At 42.7% G+C, this 22549-nt stretch carries 21 protein-coding genes; 7 read left to right on the top strand and 14 right to left on the bottom strand.

Annotated features, from left to right (window positions below; translation table 11 throughout):
• Positions 1 to 35: 35 nt before the first annotated feature.
• The gene (rsxB, locus tag M301_RS11970) at positions 36 to 608 is read right to left on the bottom strand and encodes an electron transport complex subunit RsxB (RefSeq protein WP_013149045.1); all 573 of its coding nucleotides are present in this window, start codon (positions 606 to 608) and stop codon (positions 36 to 38) included.
• Positions 609 to 638: 30 nt separating this feature from the next.
• Complete coding sequence (rsxA, locus tag M301_RS11965) at positions 639 to 1232, bottom strand: electron transport complex subunit RsxA (RefSeq protein WP_013149044.1); 594 nt, start codon at positions 1230 to 1232, stop codon at positions 639 to 641.
• Between the two features lie 321 nt (positions 1233 to 1553).
• Here rsxA and dapA point away from each other — a divergent pair, with 321 nt between their 5' ends.
• The 3 genes from dapA to M301_RS11950 all read left to right on the top strand — a co-directional run bounded on the left by dapA (position 1554) and on the right by M301_RS11950 (position 4572).
• Positions 1554 to 2429 carry a 4-hydroxy-tetrahydrodipicolinate synthase gene (gene dapA / locus M301_RS11960; RefSeq protein ID WP_041360173.1) on the top strand — a complete coding sequence of 292 codons (876 nt, stop codon included), beginning with the start codon at positions 1554 to 1556 and terminating at the stop codon, positions 2427 to 2429.
• Positions 2430 to 2492: 63 nt separating this feature from the next.
• Positions 2493 to 3758, top strand: coding sequence for an outer membrane protein assembly factor BamC (bamC, locus tag M301_RS11955; protein WP_013149042.1), 1266 nt, complete (start codon positions 2493 to 2495; stop codon positions 3756 to 3758).
• Between the two features lie 34 nt (positions 3759 to 3792).
• Complete coding sequence (locus M301_RS11950) at positions 3793 to 4572, top strand: MBL fold metallo-hydrolase (protein WP_013149041.1); 780 nt, start codon at positions 3793 to 3795, stop codon at positions 4570 to 4572.
• Positions 4573 to 4649: 77 nt separating this feature from the next.
• Here the strand turns inward: M301_RS11950 and M301_RS14615 are convergent, their stop codons facing one another.
• From M301_RS14615 to M301_RS11930, 4 genes are all read right to left on the bottom strand, one after another.
• Positions 4650 to 4910, bottom strand: a complete 261-nt coding sequence (locus M301_RS14615) for a hypothetical protein (protein ID WP_013149040.1) — start codon at positions 4908 to 4910, stop codon at positions 4650 to 4652.
• A gap of 203 nt (positions 4911 to 5113) precedes the next feature.
• Positions 5114 to 5968 (bottom strand): secretin N-terminal domain-containing protein, encoded by an 855-nt coding sequence (locus M301_RS11940; RefSeq protein ID WP_013149039.1) that lies wholly within the window; start codon positions 5966 to 5968, stop codon positions 5114 to 5116.
• Positions 5965 to 6471: a DUF7931 domain-containing protein gene (locus M301_RS11935; RefSeq protein ID WP_013149038.1), complete on the bottom strand. Its 507-nt coding sequence runs from the start codon at positions 6469 to 6471 to the stop codon at positions 5965 to 5967. Before M301_RS11935 ends, M301_RS11940 begins: the two co-directional genes overlap by 4 nt.
• A gap of 27 nt (positions 6472 to 6498) precedes the next feature.
• The gene (locus tag M301_RS11930; RefSeq protein ID WP_013149037.1) at positions 6499 to 7677 is read right to left on the bottom strand and encodes a cupin domain-containing protein; all 1179 of its coding nucleotides are present in this window, start codon (positions 7675 to 7677) and stop codon (positions 6499 to 6501) included.
• Between the two features lie 170 nt (positions 7678 to 7847).
• Here M301_RS11930 and M301_RS11925 point away from each other — a divergent pair, with 170 nt between their 5' ends.
• A complete protein-coding gene (locus M301_RS11925) occupies positions 7848 to 9980 on the top strand; it encodes a molybdopterin-containing oxidoreductase family protein (RefSeq protein ID WP_013149036.1) in 2133 nt (710 codons plus the stop codon).
• 25 nt (positions 9981 to 10005) lie between these two features.
• On the opposite strand, the gene M301_RS11920 is transcribed toward M301_RS11925, so the two are convergent.
• Together M301_RS11920 and M301_RS11910 are read right to left on the bottom strand one after the other, a co-directional pair.
• Positions 10006 to 10707, bottom strand: a complete 702-nt coding sequence (locus M301_RS11920; RefSeq protein WP_013149035.1) for an AbiU2 domain-containing protein — start codon at positions 10705 to 10707, stop codon at positions 10006 to 10008.
• A gap of 495 nt (positions 10708 to 11202) precedes the next feature.
• On the bottom strand, positions 11203 to 12381 hold the full coding sequence (locus tag M301_RS11910) for a diguanylate cyclase domain-containing protein (protein WP_013149034.1): 1179 nt from the start codon (positions 12379 to 12381) through the stop codon (positions 11203 to 11205).
• Positions 12382 to 12492: 111 nt separating this feature from the next.
• On the opposite strand from M301_RS11910, the gene M301_RS11905 reads away from it, so the two are divergent.
• Together M301_RS11905 and M301_RS11900 are read left to right on the top strand one after the other, a co-directional pair.
• Entirely contained in the window at positions 12493 to 13509 is a 1017-nt protein-coding gene (locus M301_RS11905; RefSeq protein WP_013149033.1) for a quinone-dependent dihydroorotate dehydrogenase, read from the top strand.
• Positions 13510 to 13521: 12 nt separating this feature from the next.
• Positions 13522 to 14124 carry a glutathione S-transferase gene (locus M301_RS11900; RefSeq protein WP_013149032.1) on the top strand — a complete coding sequence of 201 codons (603 nt, stop codon included), beginning with the start codon at positions 13522 to 13524 and terminating at the stop codon, positions 14122 to 14124.
• Between the two features lie 37 nt (positions 14125 to 14161).
• On the opposite strand, the gene clpA is transcribed toward M301_RS11900, so the two are convergent.
• The 6 genes from clpA to yajC all read right to left on the bottom strand — a co-directional run bounded on the left by clpA (position 14162) and on the right by yajC (position 21662).
• The gene (clpA, locus tag M301_RS11895; protein WP_013149031.1) at positions 14162 to 16435 is read right to left on the bottom strand and encodes an ATP-dependent Clp protease ATP-binding subunit ClpA; all 2274 of its coding nucleotides are present in this window, start codon (positions 16433 to 16435) and stop codon (positions 14162 to 14164) included.
• 63 nt (positions 16436 to 16498) lie between these two features.
• On the bottom strand, positions 16499 to 16825 hold the full coding sequence (gene clpS / locus M301_RS11890) for an ATP-dependent Clp protease adapter ClpS (protein WP_013149030.1): 327 nt from the start codon (positions 16823 to 16825) through the stop codon (positions 16499 to 16501).
• A 214-nt stretch (positions 16826 to 17039) separates the two neighbouring features.
• Positions 17040 to 18311, bottom strand: coding sequence for an HlyC/CorC family transporter (locus tag M301_RS11885; protein WP_041359481.1), 1272 nt, complete (start codon positions 18309 to 18311; stop codon positions 17040 to 17042).
• A 111-nt stretch (positions 18312 to 18422) separates the two neighbouring features.
• A complete protein-coding gene (gene secF / locus M301_RS11880) occupies positions 18423 to 19391 on the bottom strand; it encodes a protein translocase subunit SecF (protein ID WP_013149028.1) in 969 nt (322 codons plus the stop codon).
• A gap of 53 nt (positions 19392 to 19444) precedes the next feature.
• The gene (secD, locus tag M301_RS11875; protein WP_013149027.1) at positions 19445 to 21289 is read right to left on the bottom strand and encodes a protein translocase subunit SecD; all 1845 of its coding nucleotides are present in this window, start codon (positions 21287 to 21289) and stop codon (positions 19445 to 19447) included.
• A gap of 55 nt (positions 21290 to 21344) precedes the next feature.
• Positions 21345 to 21662, bottom strand: a complete 318-nt coding sequence (gene yajC / locus M301_RS11870) for a preprotein translocase subunit YajC (protein WP_013149026.1) — start codon at positions 21660 to 21662, stop codon at positions 21345 to 21347.
• A 266-nt stretch (positions 21663 to 21928) separates the two neighbouring features.
• On the opposite strand from yajC, the gene M301_RS11865 reads away from it, so the two are divergent.
• A complete protein-coding gene (locus tag M301_RS11865) occupies positions 21929 to 22525 on the top strand; it encodes a PEP-CTERM sorting domain-containing protein (RefSeq protein ID WP_013149025.1) in 597 nt (198 codons plus the stop codon).
• Positions 22526 to 22549 lie beyond the last annotated feature (24 nt).

The raw sequence follows: 22549 nt of genomic DNA, 5'->3' as shown, positions 1-22549 counted from the left end.
GTGTTATTTATATTGTCTAGTGTTAATTTCTATCATTAGTTGGCGTTCTGAGTTTCAAAAGGCATGGCAGTAATGGGTATGACCGGATATTTCCATTTCCAGTTATCAGGATTTTCTGCGATTGGTACCATCGTAATACAGTCCACTGGGCAAGGCGCCAAACATAGCTCGCAACCAGTACATTCAGAGCTAATGATAGTGTGCATGTGTTTTGCTGCACCTAGAATCGCATCTACTGGGCAGGCTTGTATGCATAACGTGCAGCCAATACATGTAGCTTCATCAATAAATGCTACTGCTTTGGGTTTTTCTACACCATTAGCTGCATTGATCGGCTTGTATTCTACGCCCATCAAATCGGCCAATGCATGAGCGCCAGCATCGCCACCAGGTGGGCATTGATTGATGTCAGCCTCACCTGCTGCGATGGCAGTCGCATAAGGCTTGCAGCCTGGGTAGCCGCATTGGCCACATTGTGTTTGTGGCAAGATAGCATCGATACGCGCTACCAGCGGATCGCCTTCGACCTTGAATAGCAAAGCGGCTATGCCTAATAAGGTGCCTAGCACCAGAGCAAGGCCAAGCATGATGTAAAGTGAAATTAACATGTAGAGATTCTTGAGTACTTAATATTTAGCTTAATACTTGTCTAGGCCAGCAAAACCCATAAAAGCTAAACTCATTAGTGCCGCGGTCACCATAGCAATTGCAGAGCCTCTTAGCACGACAGGTACATCAGCTGCTTCTAGTCTTTCCCGCATGGATGCAAATAAGATGAGCACAAGTGAAAAGCCAATCGCGCCGCCCATACCAAACAGTAAAGATTCAAGAAAGCTATGGCTGGCTTGCGCATTCAATAATGGAATGCCGAGCACTGCGCAGTTGGTGGTAATTAAAGGTAAAAATATCCCCAAGCCTTGATATAGCGGAGGAAAATTCTTTTCCATAATCATTTCGGTAAGCTGCACCACGCTGGCGATAATGACGATGAATGAGAGTGTGCGTAGGTACTGCAAGTTGTTCGGTTCAAGCAAATACTGATTGACGCCCCAGCTTGTCATGGAGCCTATACTCAACACAAATGCAGTGGCGCCTGCCATGCCAATTGACGCTTCCAGTTTTTTAGAAACACCCATAAATGGGCAAAGCCCTAGAATTTTGACCAGTACAATGTTGTTTACAAGCACTGTGCCAATCAAAATCATAATGTAGTGGTGAAAATCAATAGTCATATAAGCTTCTGTGCAATACTGATTAAGTAAATAATGCTAAGTAAACCAGTGCGAATTATACCGCGTTTAAGCTTGGTCGCGAATCCTAAAAATACCTGTGAAAATAGCGCTAATAGTACTATGACGCCTAATAAGACGCTAAGTTTTGCGCTTAATAAAGTATGTATAATTATACAGATATAACTCTATTGAATATCCATTAGCAATCAGCAAATTAGCGGGTAAATAAGTTTGCATATAGAAGCTGTTTATTTACTTGGCTTTTAAGTTAAAATACTGAATTACAAATAGTTTAGGTTTGCTATGTCGCAGGGTAGTTTAATTGCTCAAGGTAGTTTAGTTGCTATTGTTACGCCAATGTTTGATGACGGACGTTTAGATATACCTTCTCTGAATGCATTGATTGATTATCATATTGATCAAGGTACTGATGGTATTGTTATTGTAGGCACTACAGGCGAATCTCCTACAGTAGATTTTGATGAACATTGCTTGTTGATAAAGACGGCTGTGAGTCAAGTGAATGGTAGAGTACCCGTCATTGCGGGAACTGGCGCCAATTCTACTAAAGAAGCCATCGAACTCACGCAGAAAGCCAAAGAGCTTGGCGTCGATGCTTGCTTGTTGGTAGCGCCTTACTACAACAAACCTACGCAAGAAGGTTTATATCAGCATTTTATGGCAATCGCCAACGCAGTAGATATTCCACAAATTCTATACAATGTACCAGGGCGCACGGGTTGTGACCTTAGTAATGACACTACACTACGCCTAGCTGCTCATAAAAATATTATCGGTATTAAAGATGCCACTGGTGGCATCGAGCGTGGAACTGATCTGATTTTACGTGCGCCAAAAGACTTTGCTGTGTTAAGTGGCGATGATGCTACCGCAATGTCTTTAATGCTGCTTGGTGGTAAAGGCGTGATTACGGTGACTGGTAATGTAGCGCCAAAATTAATGCACGAAATGTGTGTTGCGGCTGTTGCGGGTGATGCGATTAAAGCACGTGAAATTAATGCTAAGTTATTCCAGTTACATCAAAAATTATTTGTCGAAGCCAACCCAATGCCAGTGAAATGGGTGTTGGCGCAAATGGGTTTAATTAAAATGGGTATTCGCTTACCTATGGTGCAATTGTCTGCGCAATATCATGATGTATTACGCAATGCTTGCAAACCAGCTGGTATTTTATAAGCAATACTTTATATATAAAGCACTTTTTACATAAAGTTAAAGTCGTTTTCTCAAGAGGTCTGAATGAAACAAATGCATATCAAGCGTACTGCCATTTACATGCTACTCACTGCCACTTTAGTCGGTTGCGATTCTATTCCCTTTATCAATAACGAATCAGATTATAAAGGCGCTAGTAGATCTAAACCATTAGAAGTGCCGCCAGACTTAACCGCAAGCCCAGTGAGCGATGCATATTCAATTCCTGGTAATACTAGCTATTCAACTTATAGCCAAGCGCAAGATAGCCAAGAAGCTGGTGTCGAGAAGGTGCTAACAAATCCTGATGGTGTTAGATTAGAACGAGCTGGCGCGCAGCGTTGGTTGGTAGTCAATGCTCCTGCTGAAAAGATCTGGCCTGTGATACGCGAGTTCTGGACAGACCAAGGATTTGCTGTGCGTTCAGAAGATGCGCAAATCGGCGTGATGGAAACTGAATGGATTGATGCTGATGCCATTAAAAAAGATGAGTCAGGCAATGTGGGCGAAAAGTTTGATAAATGGCTAGATAGGTTATCTGGTTTGGCTGATAAGAAGAAATTCCGTACGCGTTTAGATCGTGGTGATGAAGCGAATACGACTGAAATCTACATGACGCATCGCTCAGTGAGCGGAGCACCGGATGACGGTAAAAATCGTGTACAAACGCAACTAGGTGAGATTGATACTGGCTATAGAGCTGATGCAAAAACTGCAGTGACAGCTGATGCCAGAGATGCTGAATTAGATGCTGAGTTATTACGTCGCTTAATGGTAAAACTTGGCGTTGAAGAACAAAAATCTAAAACAATATTGGCGCAAGCTACAACACCAAAACGTGCAGACGTTATTAAAGAAGCAGATGGTAGTGCGACCTTAGTGTTAAATGATGCTTTTGACCGTGCATGGCGTCGAGTTGGTTTAGCTTTAGACCGAGTGGGCTTTGTGATTGAAGATAAAGATCGCTCAAATGGACTATTCTTTGTACGTTATGCCGATGTCGATATCGATGATACGCCACAGAAAAAGAAAGGGTTATTTGAAACCTTGAAGTTCTGGGGCGATGATGACAAAAAAGAAACTTCTGGGCCTAGTAAAGAAGCCAAAGAAGAAAAAAGTATGGTTGAGAAACTCAAATTTTGGGGTAGTGACGACAAACAAAAAACTAACCCAGAAAAACAATATCGCATCAAAGTAGCTGATGGTGAAAAAGGCGGTACTACGGTGACAGTGGTTGATAAAGACGGAGGCCGCGTTAAGACGACTACGGCAAACCGCATTGTTGCGCTAATGTACGAGCAGTTAAAATAGACTTATCTAGGAGGTGTTGGCCTAGGTAAATACGATGCGCTTTGCTTCGCTCGGTAGTGGCAGTGCTGGCAATGCGCTAGTCGTAGAAGTCAATCAAACTAGACTTATGTTGGATTGTGGGTTTAGTATTAAAGAAACGCTAGCTAGGCTGGCACGCTTAAGTCTACAGCCAGATGATTTAGCTGGCATCGTCATTACGCATGAACATGATGATCACGCTGGCGGCGCATTTAAGTTTGCCGCTAAGTACAAAATCCCTGTGTGGCTCACCTATGGCACACTTAAAATGTCCAGCAGATATATCCCCATACAGCATGATCTTCAATTGAATGTTGTTGATAGTCATAGCGAATTTTCTGTGGGCGATATTCATGTTCAGCCATACCCCGTGCCGCATGATGCACGCGAACCGATGCAATGCGTTTTTTCTGATGGTAATCACAAGTTAGGCGTACTTACGGACGTTGGTCGCACAACGCCGCATATCGTTGAAAGGTTAAGTGGTTGTAGAGCACTGGTGTTAGAGTGTAATCATGATGCCAGTATGTTGCAAACTGGGCCATATAGCTGGGCGCTCAAAAAGCGTGTAGGCGGTGATTTAGGGCATCTAGAAAATTTAGATTCAGCAAATTTATTATCAAAATTAGATAACAGTCAGTTGCAACACATTTTGGCCGCACACCTAAGTGCAAAAAACAATACGCCCGCGCTGGCTAGGTCAAGCTTGGCAAATGTACTTGGTTGTGAAGACGATTGGGTGGGAATTGCTGATCAGCTGCAAGGTTTTGATTGGAGGGAGATTACTTCGAGCTGAGCAGAGTCAATATAGAAGCGATGGACGTAAAAAAGCCGACTAAGAGTCGGCTTTTTTCACTTCTGACTAAATGCTAATTACTTAGCAGCTTCGGCAGCAGCAGGCGCAGCAGCTTCAGCAGCAGCAGGCGCAGCAGCTTCGGCAGCAGCAGGCGCAGCAGCTTCAGCAGCAGCAGGTGCAGCAGCTTCGGCAGCAGCAGGTGCAGCAGCTTCAGCAGCAGCAGGTGCAGCAGCAGCAGCTGCATCAGCAGCAGCAGCAGCAGGAGTTTCAGCAGCTTTTTCGCCACAAGCAGTTAAAGCAAGAGCTAACAATGCAGCAAGTAAAATAGAACGTGTCATTTTTTATTCCTTAAGGTTTATAACTAGTTAAAAAAACTTTTTTCGATAACCGCTTAAAAGTTTTACCTAATTAGCTATACCGAGTGACACAAATTTTACCAGTTTTTTTTTAAAAAACCAGTGTATTTCAAGAAGAAAACGACAAAATTTCCAACAAAATGTATTATTTTCACAACAATTAACAGTTTTGTATCAATTTTGCCCTACTCCACACGAATAGACAGTGCATTGCTCTGAGATTGTTGGCCATTTTGTCTACTTAAAATAGCGCGGCTGACCTCATCTTTTTGTTGCATGGTTCCACCTAAATCAAGCCATTCGCCACGATTCACTCTAACAATGGTACTGAGCTCTTCAAAGTCTATGTATTTATTTTGGTTGAGCTGTGCAATTCTTGGTGTGATTTCTAGTTCGACTTGATTGCCTATGCTACGAGGCCGCACGGAGAATCCAGTACTGATATCCGCGAATTCCGTTGTGCGCTGAATACTTGTATAGCGCTGGGTTAGCGTGACCCATTCTTGGGTATATGGTACTGATCGCCCAACTCGAATAAATGCGCGTTCACCATCCATCACGTTGATGAATTGGTTACCATTGCTGCGTATGCTACTTTGATTGTTTTCAATATCTAGCTGAACGCCATCAGCTGCATTTCTTGGATATTTATTCGTTCCTATGGTGACGTTACCTATGCGCTTGCGGCCACTCACAGCAACGTTATCATTGTTAGTCTGTAAATTATTTTGGTGACTTACGGTAATTCTAAGATTTTGGCGTTCAACGTCTAATGTAGAGATAATTTGCTCTATTTCTATCATTTTTTCAGGGCTAGCACGAATGATTAAGTGGTTCTGCATGCCAGTTGCAGTGCCATCGCTGCCGACTAAAGGTTGAATGATAGGCAGAATGTCTTCAGCAAAATGATGTTGTAAGTCAATAATCTTAAACTCGGTTGCCGCTAATGCATTAAGTGAGAATAGTGAGAGGGTGAGTAAATAGCCTGCTAGTGAAATAGTTTGTGACCATTTGCCCATTGTTATGTCGCGGAATTTCATAAACCTAGCCTTGAAATAGTCACAACATCATGTGTCGCTTCAAGCAGTTCCTTAAACCGCGTATTGAGTAAGCCCGCGGTTGCAAGGTCGTCTAAGCCATACCTAAAGCGCGCTTGGTCGATGTGAATACGTTTAACGTAATGCTTGTCATCAGCCAATACGAAACAGTCTTTTGCATGCTTTGCCGTTTGATTAGTTTCGTACACCGTCATTTTGTGCCCGTAAATCGTTAATAAATCTAGTAAGCGTGGGCATCTGTTTTGAAAAAATCCTGTGTCTTGTAAAACAATTGTTAATTGATTGCTTGGGCTTTTATTTAAAAACGCTTGAAACAACTCATATTTTTGCTTGCTGGCAAAATCACCATGACTTAAATCTTGATCAAAAACCAATAACTCACGCTCTGCGCTGGTTAAAATGAGATTAATGGCCTCTGCGTAGAGGTGCTCACCGACCATGATCTGATCTGGAATAAGCTCGTTATTAATGTCGTTAGTCGTCATAGGTTGAAATGCCCCAATTTGAATATCTTATAAAGAATCAAAACTCAGGTAACCGACAATATACCAATCATAAAGCTGTTGCAGCAATAGTGCATCTTGAATGTTGCTAGCCTCAATATAACGTTGGTCTGCAAGCTTAGTCAGAATGTTTGCAGACTCACCTATCCATGTAGCGACCTCGCCATTGAGATAAAAATTATCTGCGGAAAATAGCATTTGGCTTTTTAAATCCAGTGCAATGCCGAGTTTTGCTAGCTTTTCACTAAAGTTACGCATAGACATTTTTTTATTCGGTTCAAATACAACATCGGCTTTAGGTTCAGAAAGATACGTTCCTAAAAACTCTGCTATCACTTTATCTGACCATTGAATCTTTTGTAAATTCGCACTGACTTTAGTAATCATTTCTTTGCCAATTTCGGCAGGGTGGTCTTGTAAGCTTAAATCTGCATCTTGATAGATTCCATCTAATACAAGCTTATCTTGATTCAATTGATCCTGCATAAAACCTAAAAACTCGGTAGCGAGCTCCTGGTTTTTAGGCGCCCTGAAGCCAATAGAATAGGTCATGCAATCTATAGCTCCATCCGACACGGCAATGCCCCAGTGCGCAAGGTGAGGCGGCAAATAAAGCATATCGCCGGCTTCAAGTAACCACTCTTGGGCGGTATCAAAGTTTTGCAAAATACGTAATGGCGCGCCCTCAACCAAACTTAAATCCGTCTGCTCGCTAATGCGCCATAGACGTTTGCCTTGGCCTTGCAATAGGAATACATCATAACTATCAAAATGTGGCCCTACACCGCCGCCATTGGGCGCGTAGCTCACCATTAAATCATCAAGCCTCGCGTGTGGAATAAAATCGAATTGCTGTAACAGGGTGGCGCCTTCTGGTAAGTGATGGTTCACACTTTGTACGAGCAAGGTCCAATTATTATCTGCTGTTGGTTTTTCAGGCAAGTTTGCAAAGGCTCCATCATCAAATGGGCCTTGTGTGGCATGCCATTTACCTTTTTTATATTCCACAATACGCGATTGCACTTCATCCTCGCAAGCTAAGCCAGCGAGTTCATCAGGACTTAACAGGCCCGTAAAGTCAGGGATAGCATTTTTAATCAGCAAAGGTTTTTTCTGCCAATATTCAGCTAGAAATGCCTCTGGCGTTAGGCCTCCGAGTAATTGCAATGGATTGTTTTTTGTTTTCATTTATTTAAAAGCTTGCTTGATAATTTAGTTGATAATTATGCCATTGCATTGATATACAGGTTGGTATATATTGAGAAAAATATAAGAATAATTTAAAAAATAAAAGTGATTAAATCGTTGCGAGATTAAATAGTTGTAAGTTGCCTGACATAATCTTTGAGGAGAGAAGTATGAACGCACCAACTGATACATCCACTAAAACCTTTCACGGCGGCTGTCCACACGACTGCCCAGATACTTGCAGCATGGTCTATACCGTTAAAGATAACAAACTTATCTCAGTCACCGGCAATAAAGACCACCCCATGACCCGCGGCGGCTTGTGCGTCAAACTCAAAGATTACGAAAAACGTCACTATCACCCAGATCGTTTGCTCTATCCGCTTAAGCGCACAGGCCCTAAAGGCAGTAAGCAATTTAAACGGATTACGTGGGATGAAGCGCTGACTGAAATTACCAGTAAATGGAAAGCTATTATCGCTAGTGATGGCCCTCACGCCATTATGCCGAATAGCTATTTGGGCAACCAAGGCTTGGTGCATGGCCTTAACGGTGGCGATGCGTTTTTTAACCGCATGGGCGCAACTGTATGTGAACGCACTTTTTGTGGTGAAGGCTCTTGTACTGCATGGTTATTAACCGTTGGCCCGACCGCGGGCGTTGACCCTGAAAGTTTTAGCCACTCCAAATATATTGTCATTTGGGCATGTAACTCAGTGAGCACTAACTTACATCACTGGCACATCATTCATGAGGCGCAAAAGCGTGGCGCAAAAGTTGTAGTGATTGATTCTTACGCCTCTAAAACCGCGAAAGAGGCTGATTGGCATATTGCGCCAAAACCAGGTACAGATGGCGCACTCGCAATGGCGATGATGAACGTGATTATTGCAGAAGGCTTAGTCGACCAAGACTATGTTGATAATTACACACTAGGTTACAAAGAGCTCGCTGAACGCGCTAAAACTCGCACGCCAGAATGGGCGGCAGAAATCACAGGCATCTCAGCAGAAGATATTCGTAAATTTGCACGTGAATACGCCACCACGCCACCAGCAGCGATTCGCTTAGGCGTAGCGCTAGAAAGAAGTTATGGAGGCAGCCAAGCCATTCGGGCGGTCACATGCTTGCCTGCGCTGATAGGCGCATGGCGCCACGTAGGCGGTGGTGCTTTGCAGTTTCCTGTATGGGAGCATCCATATAAGTTTGATGTGATTTCGCGTCCAGATTTAATTCCAGAAGGCACGCCAGTCGTTAACAACTTACAGCTAGGTCGCGTACTTACTGGTGAAACCAAACTCAATACGCCGATTAAATCGATGATGGTATGGAACACCAACCCCATCACGCAAGCGCCTGAAACCGACAAAATTATTAAAGGTTTGGAGCGTGAAGATTTATTCACAGTGGTGGCTGAACACTTTATGTCTGACACCGCAGCCTATGCCGATATTGTGCTGCCAGCCGCCATGGGCGCTGAGATGGAAGACATGGTGCTGTCGTGGGGGCATTTATACCTCACTTACAATGAAAAATGCATAGATCCACCGGGCGAGGCGCTTCCAAATAATGAAATTTTCAGGCAGCTTGCCAAACGTATGGGCTATGAAGAAGATAATTTCAAATGGAACGATACCGAGTGCCTAGAGAATTACGTGGATTGGGCTTCACCCACCTGCGAAGGCATTGATTTAGATTATTTGCGCCAACACGGCTTTGCACGCTTGAAAGCCTTTGGCGATAAAGATATCCGCGCACGGCATGCCAAAGGGGAGTTCCCTACGCCCAGTGGCAAATGTCAATTCATCGCAGAAGGTGCTAAAAACTTTGTGGCAGGGCCTTTCCGCCAAATGTACGAAGGCTTTCAACCGGGTGAGGATATAGACCCACTACCTGATTATGTGGCGTCGCGCGAAACGCCTGATACAAACCCAGCTTTGGCGGCTAAGTATCCTTTGAATATTATTTCGCCCAAGAGTCATAGTTTTTTAAACTCATGCTATGCCAATGTGACGGAGAAGATTAAAGGGCAGGGCGAGCAGTTTGTGATGATTAATCAGTTGGATGCTGCAGCACGTAATATTAAAGCGGGCGATATAGTGAAGGTGTTTAATGACCGTGGTGCATTTGAAGGTTTGGCGAGAATTTCGGATGATGTGAATGCTGGGATTGTGGTTGCAACGCTTGGGTATTGGAGGCAGTTGAATAATGGGACGGTGAATTGTATTAGTTCAGCGGAGTTTGGGGATATGGGGCATTCGACTACGTTTAGTGATAATTTGGTGGAAGTGAGATTGGGGTAATTTATCTTGAGTATCCGCCATAAACTTATTTTGGCGGATACAAACTTTCATAAACGTTTTTCAATAAACGAGACATAGCAAATGATGGTCTCTTAGCATCATTTGTAAGTATATAGTCCCCATTTATTGTGTATGCCATGCTTAAATAAGCCCAGCCCAACGCACCAACAATGTATTTAGCAAACTCTATAAGTTCTGTAAGTGCTCCCCAAGTCGGTCCGCTCACTAATTTATTTTCGTTATGAGCCATTGCCTTATCTCTGAGTGTTTTTAGTTTTTCCATAGCTTCTGAGTGGCTAGTCATTAATTCATTATTAAAGTAATTGGAAAATAATAGCGGGAACTCTGTTGGATTAACTTTTATAGACTTAATTAACTCTATAGGTACATTTCTAGTCTTAAGCAAAAGCTCTAATTGGAATGGCTCTCTTATTTCTGGAAGTTCATGTGCAAATTCAACAAGATGTTTAAAAACACCTTTTATACATCTTGTTGGGTATCGTTTGCTTGGTTCATCGTAAACTCTTGCTACAGCCAAGATTGCTTCTGTATTAAGCGCTCGCTGAAGAGTACCGAAAAGCTCTGAGAAATTACCACGATTAGCGCTATTTATGTCAGTCGCCCGCTCACCGATTTTTTCAAGCAAGAACAGTGCGCTTTCCATGCGAAAAATGTCTTCTACAAGACCATTTTTTATAACATCTTCGATTTGATTACGAGTTTGCATTGACTACATAATAGGTTGATTGAACTATATTAGCAATTTTGATGATGTCGCTCTCGCGCGACATGCGAGTTACTTTCTTTTGCTTAGCCAAAAGAAAGAAACCAAAGAAAAGGCTACCCCCTACCGCTTGATTCCTGTTCTGCTAAGTTTCATGGGCGGCAATCGGAAACTCGCTACGCTCAAACAGCCGCTTGCCGAAAGCTCCCATGAAGCTGAGCAGAACAGGCGCGGTAGCAGGGGACTCAATTCAAAAACGGTGAGTTTCATGGTTGGTGGACTAATGCAAAAACCTCTCGTACGTCATTCCCGCGTAGGCGGGAATCCAGTTTAGGAGGTGGTCATATATGGTTGTTGATGGATGTAATCTTGGAATTCACGTCGCCTAGATTCCCGCCTACGCGGGAATGACAGTAAGTGGTCGCTTACTCAGTCTGCTGTTATTTCGGGAATCATAAATACTCCGTCATTCCGTGCTCGACACGGAATCTAGTGGCTTTAGTTTTGACTTGCAGCTTTATTCAAAAAAACGACTTTATTCTTACCTGAATTTTTAGCGTGATACATCGCTTTATCCGCAGCCATCATGAGTTTTTTTGGGGTGAATGCATCTGAGCGGTGAACAGCCACGCCTATACTTACACCAACAGATAGCATGGCATTTTCGACTGGAATCGGATTTTTTAATGCGTTGATAAGTCGGTTGGCTAGTGTTTCTAGCTCGTCTTTGTCTTTAAATTTTTGCACGATTAAAGTAAATTCGTCCCCGCCCAAGCGAGCTAAGGCATCGTGTTCTCTTAAACAGTTTTGAAATAGCTGGCTGACGGTAATGAGAAGTTGATCGCCTATTGCATGGCTGTATTGGTCGTTGACGGTTTTAAAATTGTCTAAGTCCATATAAAAAATGGCATATTTTTGTTTTTCTATAATCGCATTATCGTGAATGTTTTGTAGCCTGTTTTCAAATCCACGTCTGTTTAGTAAGTTGGTGAGTGGGTCATGTGTGGCTTGATGACTAAGGTGATCAACCTTGTTTGAGCTGGATAAAATGACTTTAAATAAGTGTAGTGTGTGTAAATATGAAAAGATCAATATGCCGAAAATCATTACTGCTAGACTGACGCCTGCAATAATGCTGTAACGGATAGTTGTTTGCATACGGTTACTAAGTGTATGCCGACGCTCAAGCAGATCTTTGTCAGCTTCCATTAATGCTGTGCGGATATTATCCATAACGGCCTTGCCGCGGTCTTTAGATAAGCTAAGGTGAGAGGCATATGAACCGGCATTGAGTTGCACTGAGGTGCTGGCTTCTATAATGCTAAATTTATCGTCGCAGAGTCGCTGTATTTTTTCTAAAATTGGCGCTAGAGAGGGTAGCTTCTCGCTACTTTTAGAGAGTTTATCTAAGGTTTTATACGCCTGAATTTTACCTTCATTGTAATGATCGAGAAACGTGACATTATTTGTGATTAAATATCCGCGCTGACTGGTTTCAGCATCTAATACCGCATTTCTAAGTGTGATAATGTTAAAGCGTTGCGTGTCGATGAAGTCTTTGTTCTTCTCGATTTTGTTTAAATTGTACATCGTATAAAAAAGACTCAGCATGACCACGCTAATTAATAGCGACGCTGCAAGCAGCGGATAGATGATTTCTTTCTTATAGTTCAACATGTATAACTTAGGGTTAGCATTCCAGTAATTTTAATTATAATAGCGCTAAGATAAATGTCATTTCACAGACACCAGCAACTTTACCCATCAATTTAAAAGATTAAGCCCAATATGAATATATACGCTATGGCAAAACCTTTGTTGTTTTGCTTAGATGCCGAGGTCGCGCATGATGTCACTATTAAGAGTCTAAAGCTAGCGACTAAGTTGCATTTAACGCAATGCTTAAACCAAGCGCCTACCTGTCAGCCAAGAACAGTCATGGGGATTACGTTCCCTAACCCAGTGGGTTTGGCTGCGGGTTTAGATAAAAATGGCGCGGTGATTGATGGCATGGCTGCATTAGGTTTTGGTTTTATTGAAGTGGGCACCGTGACACCGCGACCTCAACCTGGTAACCCTAAGCCTCGTTTGTTTCGGGTAAAAGAGGCGCAAGGCATTGTTAACCGCTTTGGCTTTAATAACTTGGGTGTGGATAATTTAATCGAGAACGTGAAAGCAGCACAATACAAAGGCGTGTTGGGTATTAACATCGGCAAAAATTTTGATACGCTGATGGAAAATGCGGTAGATGATTATTTGATTGGTATGCAAAAAGTGTATGCGTACGCCAGCTATATCACCGTGAATATTTCATCGCCTAATACTAAAAACCTACGTGCTCTACAAGAGAAAGAGGCTTTGTCTCACTTGCTGGCTACGCTCAAATTAGAACAAACCAAGCTCGCAGATCAGCATGGTAAATATGTGCCTATTACCTTAAAAATCGCGCCAGACCTAGAACTTGAGCAAGTGAATGAAATCGCTGATTTGTTGATGCAACATAAAATCGACGGTGTGATTGCGGCTAATACAACTTTATCTCGCGAAAAGGTGCAGGGCATGGAGCATGCAGAAGAAACCGGCGGCTTATCTGGTGCGCCTGTACGTTCGAAGTCAACGTTGGTGATTCAACAACTATCACAACGCTTGCAAGGTGCTTTGCCGATTATTGGTGTGGGTGGTATTTTGAGCGGAGCGGACGCGGTTGAAAAAGTCGCAGTGGGGGCAGATCTTGTGCAAGTGTATAGCGGGCTGATTTATAAAGGGCCTAAGCTAGTGCATGATATTTGTAAAACACTTGGATAGTTTTAAAGTGTAATGGCTTTACCAATCCTATATTCATATCGACGTTGTCCTTACGCCATGCGTGCGCGTATGGCACTTAAGCTGGCCGGGATTGATGTTGAGATTCGTGAAATTTCATTACGCGATAAACCAGCACACATGCTGCAAGTTTCACCTAAAGCCACTGTACCTGTGCTGGTGCTGCAAGATGGCACAGTGATTGAGCAGAGCTTGGATATTATGCATTGGGCATTGCAACAGCATGCTCTAGGCGCCAATGCCTCTGCAAGTGCTGATACACTTATTCTTGAGAATGATACTGCGTTTAAACAGGCTTTAGATGCTTACAAGTATCCCGAACGTTACCCAAGTAAAACGCAAATACAGCATCGGGCGGATGGTGAAGTGTTTTTGCAAAAGCTTGAGAACCTGCTGCTTGAAAATATATATTTATTCAGCACCACGCCTAGCTTGGCTGATATTGCAATCTTCCCATTTGTACGCCAGTTTGCTGCGGTAGACTCTGCTTGGTTTGAAGCTGCATCTTATCCAAAACTGCAGCTTTGGCTGAGTAGACTTATTGAATCTGAATTGTTTATCAGTGTGATGGAAAAACAGCCAACTTATATTGAATAAGCTGGCTGTTGTTTTTACTACTAGAAATAATGCAAATTTAAACTTCTGCTAATGCGCTTTCTGATGGCGCTTTATCATCCGCAAAAATCAATTTCACTTCATCTTTGCTGTCAATATCCACATGTACGCTGCCGCCGTTGGCTAGTTTGCCAAACAATAACTCATCGGCAAGCGCTTTGCGAATCGTATCTTGAATCAATCTAGCCATTGGCCTTGCACCCATCAATGGATCAAAACCTTTTTTGCCCAAGTAAGCTTTCAATGCATCACTAAAAGTCACTTCCACTTTTTTATCATGCAATTGGTCTTCAAGTTGAATCAAGAATTTATCAACAACACGAATAATAATGTCTTGTGACAATGCGGCGAATGACACGGTTGCATCCAAACGGTTACGGAACTCAGGTGAGAATAAACGTTTAATATCAGCTTGCTCATCACCTGCTTGTTTCGCATTGGTAAAGCCAATGTTTGCTTTAGACAAGTTCTCTGCGCCAGCATTGGTCGTCATGATAATCGTGACGTTTCTAAAGTCGGCTTTGCGACCGTTGTTGTCTGTGAGCGTGCCGTGATCCATCACTTGCAACAGAATGTTGAAAATATCAGGATGCGCTTTTTCAATTTCATCAAGCAACAATACGCAATACGGATGCTTAGTAATCGCTTCGGTCATCAAACCGCCTTGCTCAAAACCTACATAGCCTGGAGGCGCACCAATCAAGCGGCTCACGGCATGGCGCTCCATGTATTCACTCATATCGAAGCGAATCAATTCAATGCCCATAATGTAAGCCAATTGCTTAGCCACTTCAGTTTTACCCACACCAGTCGGGCCGCTGAATAAGAAGCTACCTACAGGTTTGTTGTTGCCACCTAAGCCGCTGCGTGCCATTTTAACGGCAGAGGTAAGCGCTTCAATAGCATTGTCTTGACCAAACACCACGGCTTTTAAATCGCGCTCAAGTGTTTTAAGTGCACTTCTGTCATCCGCAGATATGTTTTTAGGCGGAATACGAGCGATCTTGGCAATGATGTCTTCAATCTCTTTGTTACCAATGACTTTTTTCTGTTTAGATTTCGGCAAGATACGTTGTGCAGCTCCAGCTTCATCAATCACGTCAATTGCTTTATCTGGCAAATGGCGGTCATTAATGTATTTAGCAGAAAGCTCTGCTGCTGTTGTTAGCGCAGACGCAGAGTATTTCACCCCGTGATGCTCTTCGAATCTTGATTTCAAACCTTTCAAAATTTCAATGGTTTCAGCCACGCTAGGCTCAGTCACATCGACCTTTTGGAAGCGACGTGATAGCGCATGATCTTTTTCAAAAATACCACGATATTCTTGGTAGGTCGTTGCGCCTATGCATTTGAGCGTACCGTTTGATAACGCTGGTTTTAACAAGTTGCTAGCATCTAACGTGCCACCACTGGCTGAACCTGCACCTATCAAAGTATGAATCTCGTCAATAAACAATATTGCATCTGGATTTTCAGCAAGCTGTTTCATTACCGCTTTTAAGCGTTGCTCGAAGTCACCGCGGTATTTTGTACCAGCCAGCAATGCACCCATATCTAACGAGTAAACCGTGGCATTGGCTAATACTTCAGGAATGTCTTTTTCCACAATGCGACGTGCTAAGCCTTCAGCGATCGCGGTTTTACCTACGCCAGCCTCACCAACTAATAGTGGGTTGTTTTTACGGCGACGGCATAGTGTTTGCACAACGCGTTCAAGTTCTGGACCTCGACCAATGAGCGGGTCAATTTTTCCAGCTGCAACTTGCGCATTTAAGTTGAGTGTGTAGTTTTCAAGTGCGCCAGCTGGAGATGCCTCAACATCAGCCTCTGTGTCAGCGCCTTCAGGTTTAGCAGTTTCACCAATTTTTGATACGCCGTGTGAAATGAAGTTCACCACGTCTAAACGCGTTACGCCTTGCTGATGTAAGAAAAATACCGCATGAGAATCTTTTTCTCCAAAGATCGCGACCAGCACATTGGCGCCAGTCACTTCTTTTTTACCAGAAGACTGCACATGTAACATCGCACGTTGAATCACGCGTTGAAAGCCTAATGTAGGTTGTGTATCGACATCTTCTTGACCGCCCACTGTTGGTGTGTGCTCTTCAATATATTGGTTTAGCTCGGTGCGTAATACCTCTAATTTCGCACCGCATGCCCGCATCACTTCGGCTGCGGTTGGGTTGTCTATCATGGCAAGTAGCAAATGCTCAACCGTAATGAGCTCATGACGCTTTTGTCTAGCGTCCATAAATGCCATGTGAAGGCTAACTTCTAACTCTTGAGCAATCATTTCATAACCCTCTAAATTTAAATTCCATATTTCAATATTGCAGTTTTAATGTGTAGGCAGATGCTAAGCTGGTTCTGTTACACACTGCAAAGGATGCTGCTGATCTCTTGCGTAGCTAAGTACTTGATTCATTTTTGTTTCTGCAATATCTTGTGGGTATACCCCACACACTGCTAAGCCCTCTGTATGTACTTTGAGCATAATTTGCGTCGCTTGTTCACGGCTTTTGTTAAAAAAACGCTCTATACACTCAACAACAAACTCCATAGGGGTGTAGTCGTCGTTTAATAACAAAACATTAAACATAGGCGGCAACTTGGGCTTCGCCACTTCCGGCTTAAGTGCAACATCATTTTCAAAGGGCTTGGCGTTTTTCTGTAACTGGCTCATATGAACCTATTTTGAGCCAAACCACAGAAATTTCAAGCCCAATTTCAATAGGGTTATCGTAAATCATTAAATAAAATTCATTGCGTGGAATAAACGTGCAAAATAGCGGCTGATTGTCAGCAATTATTTTATGCGAGTTATTGAGTTTGAATCAGGCTGCACCAAGTAGAGCAGGCCTGTATTGGTTAGGGCAGAGTGAAAGTAGAAGGATGTTTTAAGGGAAGATTTTAACGCTTTTAACAATACGATCTTGCGTCTGGATTATTTCTATTACGTGCGTACCCACTTTAAAGCTGGTGTTGGATTCTGGAATATCTTCAAAATGCTCTAGAATTAGGCCATTGATCGTGCGCGGACCTTCCAGTGGTAGGCTTAGGTTTAACTTCTTATTGAGGTCGCGCAGTGTGCTGCTACCATCTACTATCCAACCGCCATCATCATCTTTGCGGTAACTACCTAGGCGAGATGGCGACTGCGTTGTAAAGTCGCCTATCATTTCTTCTAAAATATCTTCTAAAGTCACCAGACCTTTAAATTCGCCATATTCATCTACAACCAGTGCTACGCGTTGTTGTTTTTCTTGAAATTGCTGAATTTGTGTATAAAGCGGTGTGCCTGAGGGTACAAAATAAGGCTCGGCAATCACTTCCCGTAGCATTTCTTTATCAAAGTCGTCACTTTCATGGTGCGCACGCAATTGCGACATCACTTTACGCAGATGCAGTATGCCGATAATTTCTTCGTTTTCACCTTGTCGAACGGGCAAGCGCGTATGTTGGCTATTCGAAATCTGCTGCATAACTTCATCAAGCGGTGCGTCGAAATCTATACTTTCTACCAAGGTATGAGCTGTCATGACGTCATCGACGGTAATTTTTTCTAAATCAAATAGATTTAATAATATCGACCTGTGCTTTTTGGGAATGAAGTGACCCGCATCAGTGACGATGCTGCGTAACTCTTCTGTGGTAACGGCGTGATGGGCTTCTGCAAAATTGGCTTTCATGCCCAATAAATACATAAAGCCTTTTACGAAAAGATTGACGAACGAAACGATGGGGTTAAATAACCAGAGCAAAGGATAAAGCAAATAGCTACAGGCAAAGGCAAACTTCTCAGGATGAGCTGCGGCAATCACTTTGGGCGATATTTCACTGAACACTAAAATGACGAATGTCAGTGCAAGCGAGCCTGCCGCGAGCACGTATTCACCCTCACCAAATAATTGATGGCTGATGACCACTTCTAAGGCTGATGAGCCCACAATACACAGCGTGTTGCCTAAGAGAATAACGCCTAATAGTTTGTCAGTTTTCGATAGTAATACACTGGCTAAGCGTGCTCCACGATGGCCTTGCCTTGCCAAATGTTTCATCCGATAACGGTTGACTGACATAAGGCTTGTTTCTGAGATTGAGAAAAAAGCAGTACACAGCAGTAGCAATACCAGAATGCCAAACTGCGAGCTTAAGGAAATATTATCCAATGGGATCTAATTTGTGAGATGTAAGATAAACAGAGTGTATACGGCAGAGGGGTAAAAAATCAAGTGCAATGTATATGCACTTGATTGATTTATTTGAAGTTTATGTAATCTTTAAGAGGCGAATTCAGAAGGGTCTGGTTCAACTACGACTTCTTTCTTTCCGCCTTCTTTTTTCTCAATATCACCAATTAAGTTGGCGCGATTAACACCTAGCCACATAGCGATTGGACACGCGACCAATACTGAAGAGTAAATGCCGAACAAAATACCAATGGTTAGCGCTAATGCAAAGTTATGCAATACTTCGCCACCGAATAACAGCATTGAGCCGACCATAGTTTGCGTCATAGTATGCGTGATAATCGTACGAGACATAGTGCGGGTAATCGCGTTATCAATCACTTGAACCACGCTAGCTTTACGCATTTTGCGGAAGTTTTCACGTACTCGGTCAAACACAACTACAGATTCATTCACTGAGTAACCTAAAACAGCCAGAATCGCGGCCAATACCGTTAGATTGAATTCCCATTGGAAGAAAGCAAAGAAACCTAAAATAATCACCACGTCATGCATGTTGGCGATAATCGCAGCCACTGCAAAACGCCACTCAAAGCGTAACCATAAATAAAGCATAATGCCTAAACTTACGAAAAATAGCGCTAAACCGCCATTTTCATAAAGTTCATCACCGACTTGCGCGCCTACAGCCTCTACGCGACGAACTTCAGCTGTAGAGTCTGCTGCGACCAATGCAGCTTTTACTTCCTCAGAAAGTTTAGCCACTGAAACGCCAGTTTTAACTGGTAAGCGAATCAATACGTCATGGCTAGAGCCGAAGTTTTGTACAGTCGCCTCTTTCAAACCTATGCTATCAACTGCTTTACGAACACTTTCTAAGTTTGCTGCTTGTGGGTAGTTCACTTCCATCACCGTACCGCCAGTGAAATCTACGCCGAAGTTCAATCCACGAGTCGCTAAAAATACAACGGCTAATATGAATGTCACCAATGAAATTGCGGTCGTTAGGCGACCGTAACTCATAAAGGGAATATCTTTTTTAATTCTAAATAATTCCATAATTTTTACTCTTAAAATTTAGATTGCATTTGTTTGAGACTGTTTACTGTTGCTTAGCCTTTGTAAATTTGACCGATTGACAACTTAGTAAGCTTACGGCGATAACCGTAAATCAAGTTCACTATTGCACGTGATACCAACACCGCACTAAACATTGAAGTCAAAATACCCAGAACGTGTACTACCGCAAAGCCTTTAATTGGACCAGTACCAAACATGAATAAGGCCAAACCTGCAATCAGTGTTGTAACGTTTGAGTCTAAAATGGTATCCCAAGCGCGCTCGTAACCAGCATGAATACTTGCTTGTGGTGTGTTGCCATTACGCAACTCCTCACGAATACGCTCATTAATTAACACGTTGGCATCAATCGCCATACCAAGTGCTAGCGCAATAGCCGCCAAGCCTGGTAGGGTAAGTGTTGCTTGCAGCATGGATAGAATCGCAACCAAAAGAAGCAAGTTAATCGCTAGGGCAGTCACTGAAACTGCACCAAAAGCCACGTAGTAAATCATCATCATCACCGCAATTGCAGCAAAGCCCCATAGGGTTGAATGAATGCCGCGGTTGATATTGTCTTGTCCCATGCTAGGGCCTACGGTACGCTCTTCAACAATGTCCATAGGTGCGGCAAGCGCACCAGCACGTAATAGCAGAGCGATGTCGGTAGCCTCTTGTGTATTTGCCATACCAGAAATCTGCACGCGACCGCCGCCAATTTCTTCGTTAATTGTTGGAGCAGTAATCACTTCAGTACTGCCTTTTTCAATCAGCAATATCGCCATGCGTTTGCCAACATTTTCACGTGTCACTTGTTGGAAAATACGTGCGCCACGTGCGTCAAGAGTAACGTTTACTGTTGATCTGCCAGATTGGCTATCTACGCCAGGACCTGCATCTGTAATGTAATCACCCGTGAGTACTACGCTCTTTTTAACCAAAACTGCACGGCCATCGCGGTTTTTGAATACATCATCGCCTATTGGAGCTTGACCTTTTTCCGCTTTTTCTAGCGTAGCAGCATCGCTTTTCTCTTCATCAACCATGCGAATTTCTAGTGTCGCAGTACGACCTAAAATCTCTTTTGCTTTTGCTGTATCTTGCACGCCTGGCAACTGGACTACAACACGGTCAGCACCTTGTTGTTGAATGATAGGTTCTGCAACTCCTAACTCGTTAATGCGGTTATGTAGTGTTTGAATATTTTGTTTAATCGCGAAATCTTGAATAGATTTTTGTTCAACCAAATTAAGTGATGCTTTTAGAATTTTTTCTTCGCCAATGGTTGATTCTTCTAGCGTTAAGTTTGGATACTCTTTAGCAATCACTGCATGAGCTTTGGTCAACTCTTCTGCATTATTGAAATGAATTTGTACCGTTTCGCCTTCACGTGACACGCCAACGTAAGAGATACGCTCTTTACGCAGCGCGATTTTGAAATCGCCTACAAAGCGTTCAGCCGCTTTGCTTAAAGCGGCTTTCATATCTACTTGCATTAAGAAATGCACACCACCACGTAAATCCAAACCTAGATACATTGGTTTAGCACCCAAGCTGCGCAACCAGTTAGGAGAACGCGAAAGCAAGTTCAAAGCTACGGTGTAATCTGTGCCTAAATTTGCCTGCAATACATCTTTAGCACGGATTTGCGTATCAGTGTTCTTAAAGCGCGCTTTTACGCCACGCGCATCTTGATACACGCCATCATATTCAATCTTCTCTTGCTTAAATATATCCTCAACCTTGTCCAATAAAGCTGAGTCAAGTTTGGTGGTACTTTTAGCAGGGGTGATTTGTACGGCTGGAGATTCCCCGAAGAAGTTTGGAATCGTGTAAATCAGCCCAATCAAAATCATGACTGCAACAAGGATGTTCTTCCACATTGGATAGCGGTTCATAGTATGGCTCTAATCAATAACGTTGTGGTGTCGAAAAAGTCTTAATCAATAGTGCTTAAATGCTCTTAATCGTGCCTTTAGGCAATGCGCTTTGTACCGCTTGTTTTTGCACGGTAATTTCAATGTTTGCAGCAATCTCAAGGCTCACAAAAGACTCAGTTACTTTAGTCACTTTGCCTACAATGCCGCCGCTAGTCACCACTTCATCGCCTTTTTGCAAAGCTGTAATCATCTCGCGCTGTGCTTTTGCCGCTTTCATTTGCGGACGAATGATCATGAAGAAAAATAATACAAAAATAACAACGAGCGGAAGAAAACTCATTAAATCGCCACCTGTTGTAGCGCCTGCTGCGTATGCATTTGAAATAAACACGTTGAACTCTCTTTATAAATGAACTGGATATTGTAAAAAATTAGCTTCGGATTTTAACACAGACTGTTATTTATTGCAGACTCGATACGATTGGTATGTAACTCGCTGGTTTGTAAGATGTGAGATTTTGTTTAGGTGTGTGATGATGAGTATTTATGTGTATGTTTTTTTATGCATTTGCTTACCTTGATATAGGCTTAGTTATTGTTATAGACTACGGCAGTGGTATTACCCATATTTAAAACTTAAATATTTGGAAAAAAATAATGAAAAATCTTTTACTTGGTTTGTTTTGTTTATTGAATTTTAATTTGGCATCTGCACAGACTATTAACTTCGACGATTTGGCTGGTGATTTTAACCCAGTGCCAGAAGGTTATGCAGGATTGAGCTGGAATACATCTAATTTGACTGGAGTAGTGGATGTTGCCCCTTTTCTTGTGCCAGGGGTTGACTATACGGGAATTCAAAATAATGCCTTATTCAATGCTTATGGATATCAAGGACCGAATACGACAATCATAAGAGCTATAAATGGTGGAGCTTTTGATTTTTTAAGTGGGTTTTGGTCGGCCGGAGTAACTGGTAATGCAGACATCTCATTCGAAGGTTATGTCAACAATCAGTTGGTTTTTAGTAGTGCGACGTATAATCTAACGGGAAGTGCTGTTACGCCAGTTACTCTTAACTGGCTGGGTTTAGATTCACTTAAAATTTCAAGCACTTCAGCAATTTGGATTGCTGATAATTTACAAGTCAATGTTTTGAGCTCGCCTGTACCAGAACCGGAAACTTACGGCATGCTTGTTGTTGGACTAGGGCTGATTGCTACAGTGATACGCCGTCGCAAAAGTGCGCTCTAAAGTTGTGAAAATATGCCCTGTAAG

This window comes from Methylotenera versatilis 301 (genome assembly GCF_000093025.1).
GTDB lineage: Bacteria > Pseudomonadota > Gammaproteobacteria > Burkholderiales > Methylophilaceae > Methylotenera > Methylotenera versatilis.
The sequence above is the reverse complement of the archived record's forward strand: the minus strand, read 5'-3'. Positions and strand labels throughout refer to the sequence as shown.

Bases quoted from the DNA above. Each gene is read 5' to 3' on its own strand.
- M301_RS11950 (WP_013149041.1), top strand. From the start codon at position 3,793: ATGCGCTTTGCTTCGCTCGGTAGTGGCAGTGCTGGCAATGCGCTAGTC.
- M301_RS11940 (WP_013149039.1), bottom strand. From the start codon at position 5,968: ATGAAATTCCGCGACATAACAATGGGCAAATGGTCACAAACTATTTCA.
- clpA (WP_013149031.1), bottom strand. From the start codon at position 16,435: ATGATTGCTCAAGAGTTAGAAGTTAGCCTTCACATGGCATTTATGGAC.
- rsxB (WP_013149045.1), bottom strand. From the start codon at position 608: ATGTTAATTTCACTTTACATCATGCTTGGCCTTGCTCTGGTGCTAGGC.
- M301_RS11925 (WP_013149036.1), top strand. From the start codon at position 7,848: ATGAACGCACCAACTGATACATCCACTAAAACCTTTCACGGCGGCTGT.
- M301_RS11865 (WP_013149025.1), top strand. From the start codon at position 21,929: ATGAAAAATCTTTTACTTGGTTTGTTTTGTTTATTGAATTTTAATTTG.
- bamC (WP_013149042.1), top strand. From the start codon at position 2,493: ATGAAACAAATGCATATCAAGCGTACTGCCATTTACATGCTACTCACT.
- M301_RS11930 (WP_013149037.1), bottom strand. From the start codon at position 7,677: ATGAAAACAAAAAACAATCCATTGCAATTACTCGGAGGCCTAACGCCA.
- M301_RS11910 (WP_013149034.1), bottom strand. From the start codon at position 12,381: ATGTTGAACTATAAGAAAGAAATCATCTATCCGCTGCTTGCAGCGTCG.
- M301_RS11905 (WP_013149033.1), top strand. From the start codon at position 12,493: ATGAATATATACGCTATGGCAAAACCTTTGTTGTTTTGCTTAGATGCC.
- clpS (WP_013149030.1), bottom strand. From the start codon at position 16,825: ATGAGCCAGTTACAGAAAAACGCCAAGCCCTTTGAAAATGATGTTGCA.
- secF (WP_013149028.1), bottom strand. From the start codon at position 19,391: ATGGAATTATTTAGAATTAAAAAAGATATTCCCTTTATGAGTTACGGT.
- rsxA (WP_013149044.1), bottom strand. From the start codon at position 1,232: ATGACTATTGATTTTCACCACTACATTATGATTTTGATTGGCACAGTG.
- M301_RS11920 (WP_013149035.1), bottom strand. From the start codon at position 10,707: ATGCAAACTCGTAATCAAATCGAAGATGTTATAAAAAATGGTCTTGTA.
- M301_RS14615 (WP_013149040.1), bottom strand. From the start codon at position 4,910: ATGACACGTTCTATTTTACTTGCTGCATTGTTAGCTCTTGCTTTAACT.
- M301_RS11935 (WP_013149038.1), bottom strand. From the start codon at position 6,471: ATGACGACTAACGACATTAATAACGAGCTTATTCCAGATCAGATCATG.
- secD (WP_013149027.1), bottom strand. From the start codon at position 21,289: ATGAACCGCTATCCAATGTGGAAGAACATCCTTGTTGCAGTCATGATT.
- M301_RS11900 (WP_013149032.1), top strand. From the start codon at position 13,522: ATGGCTTTACCAATCCTATATTCATATCGACGTTGTCCTTACGCCATG.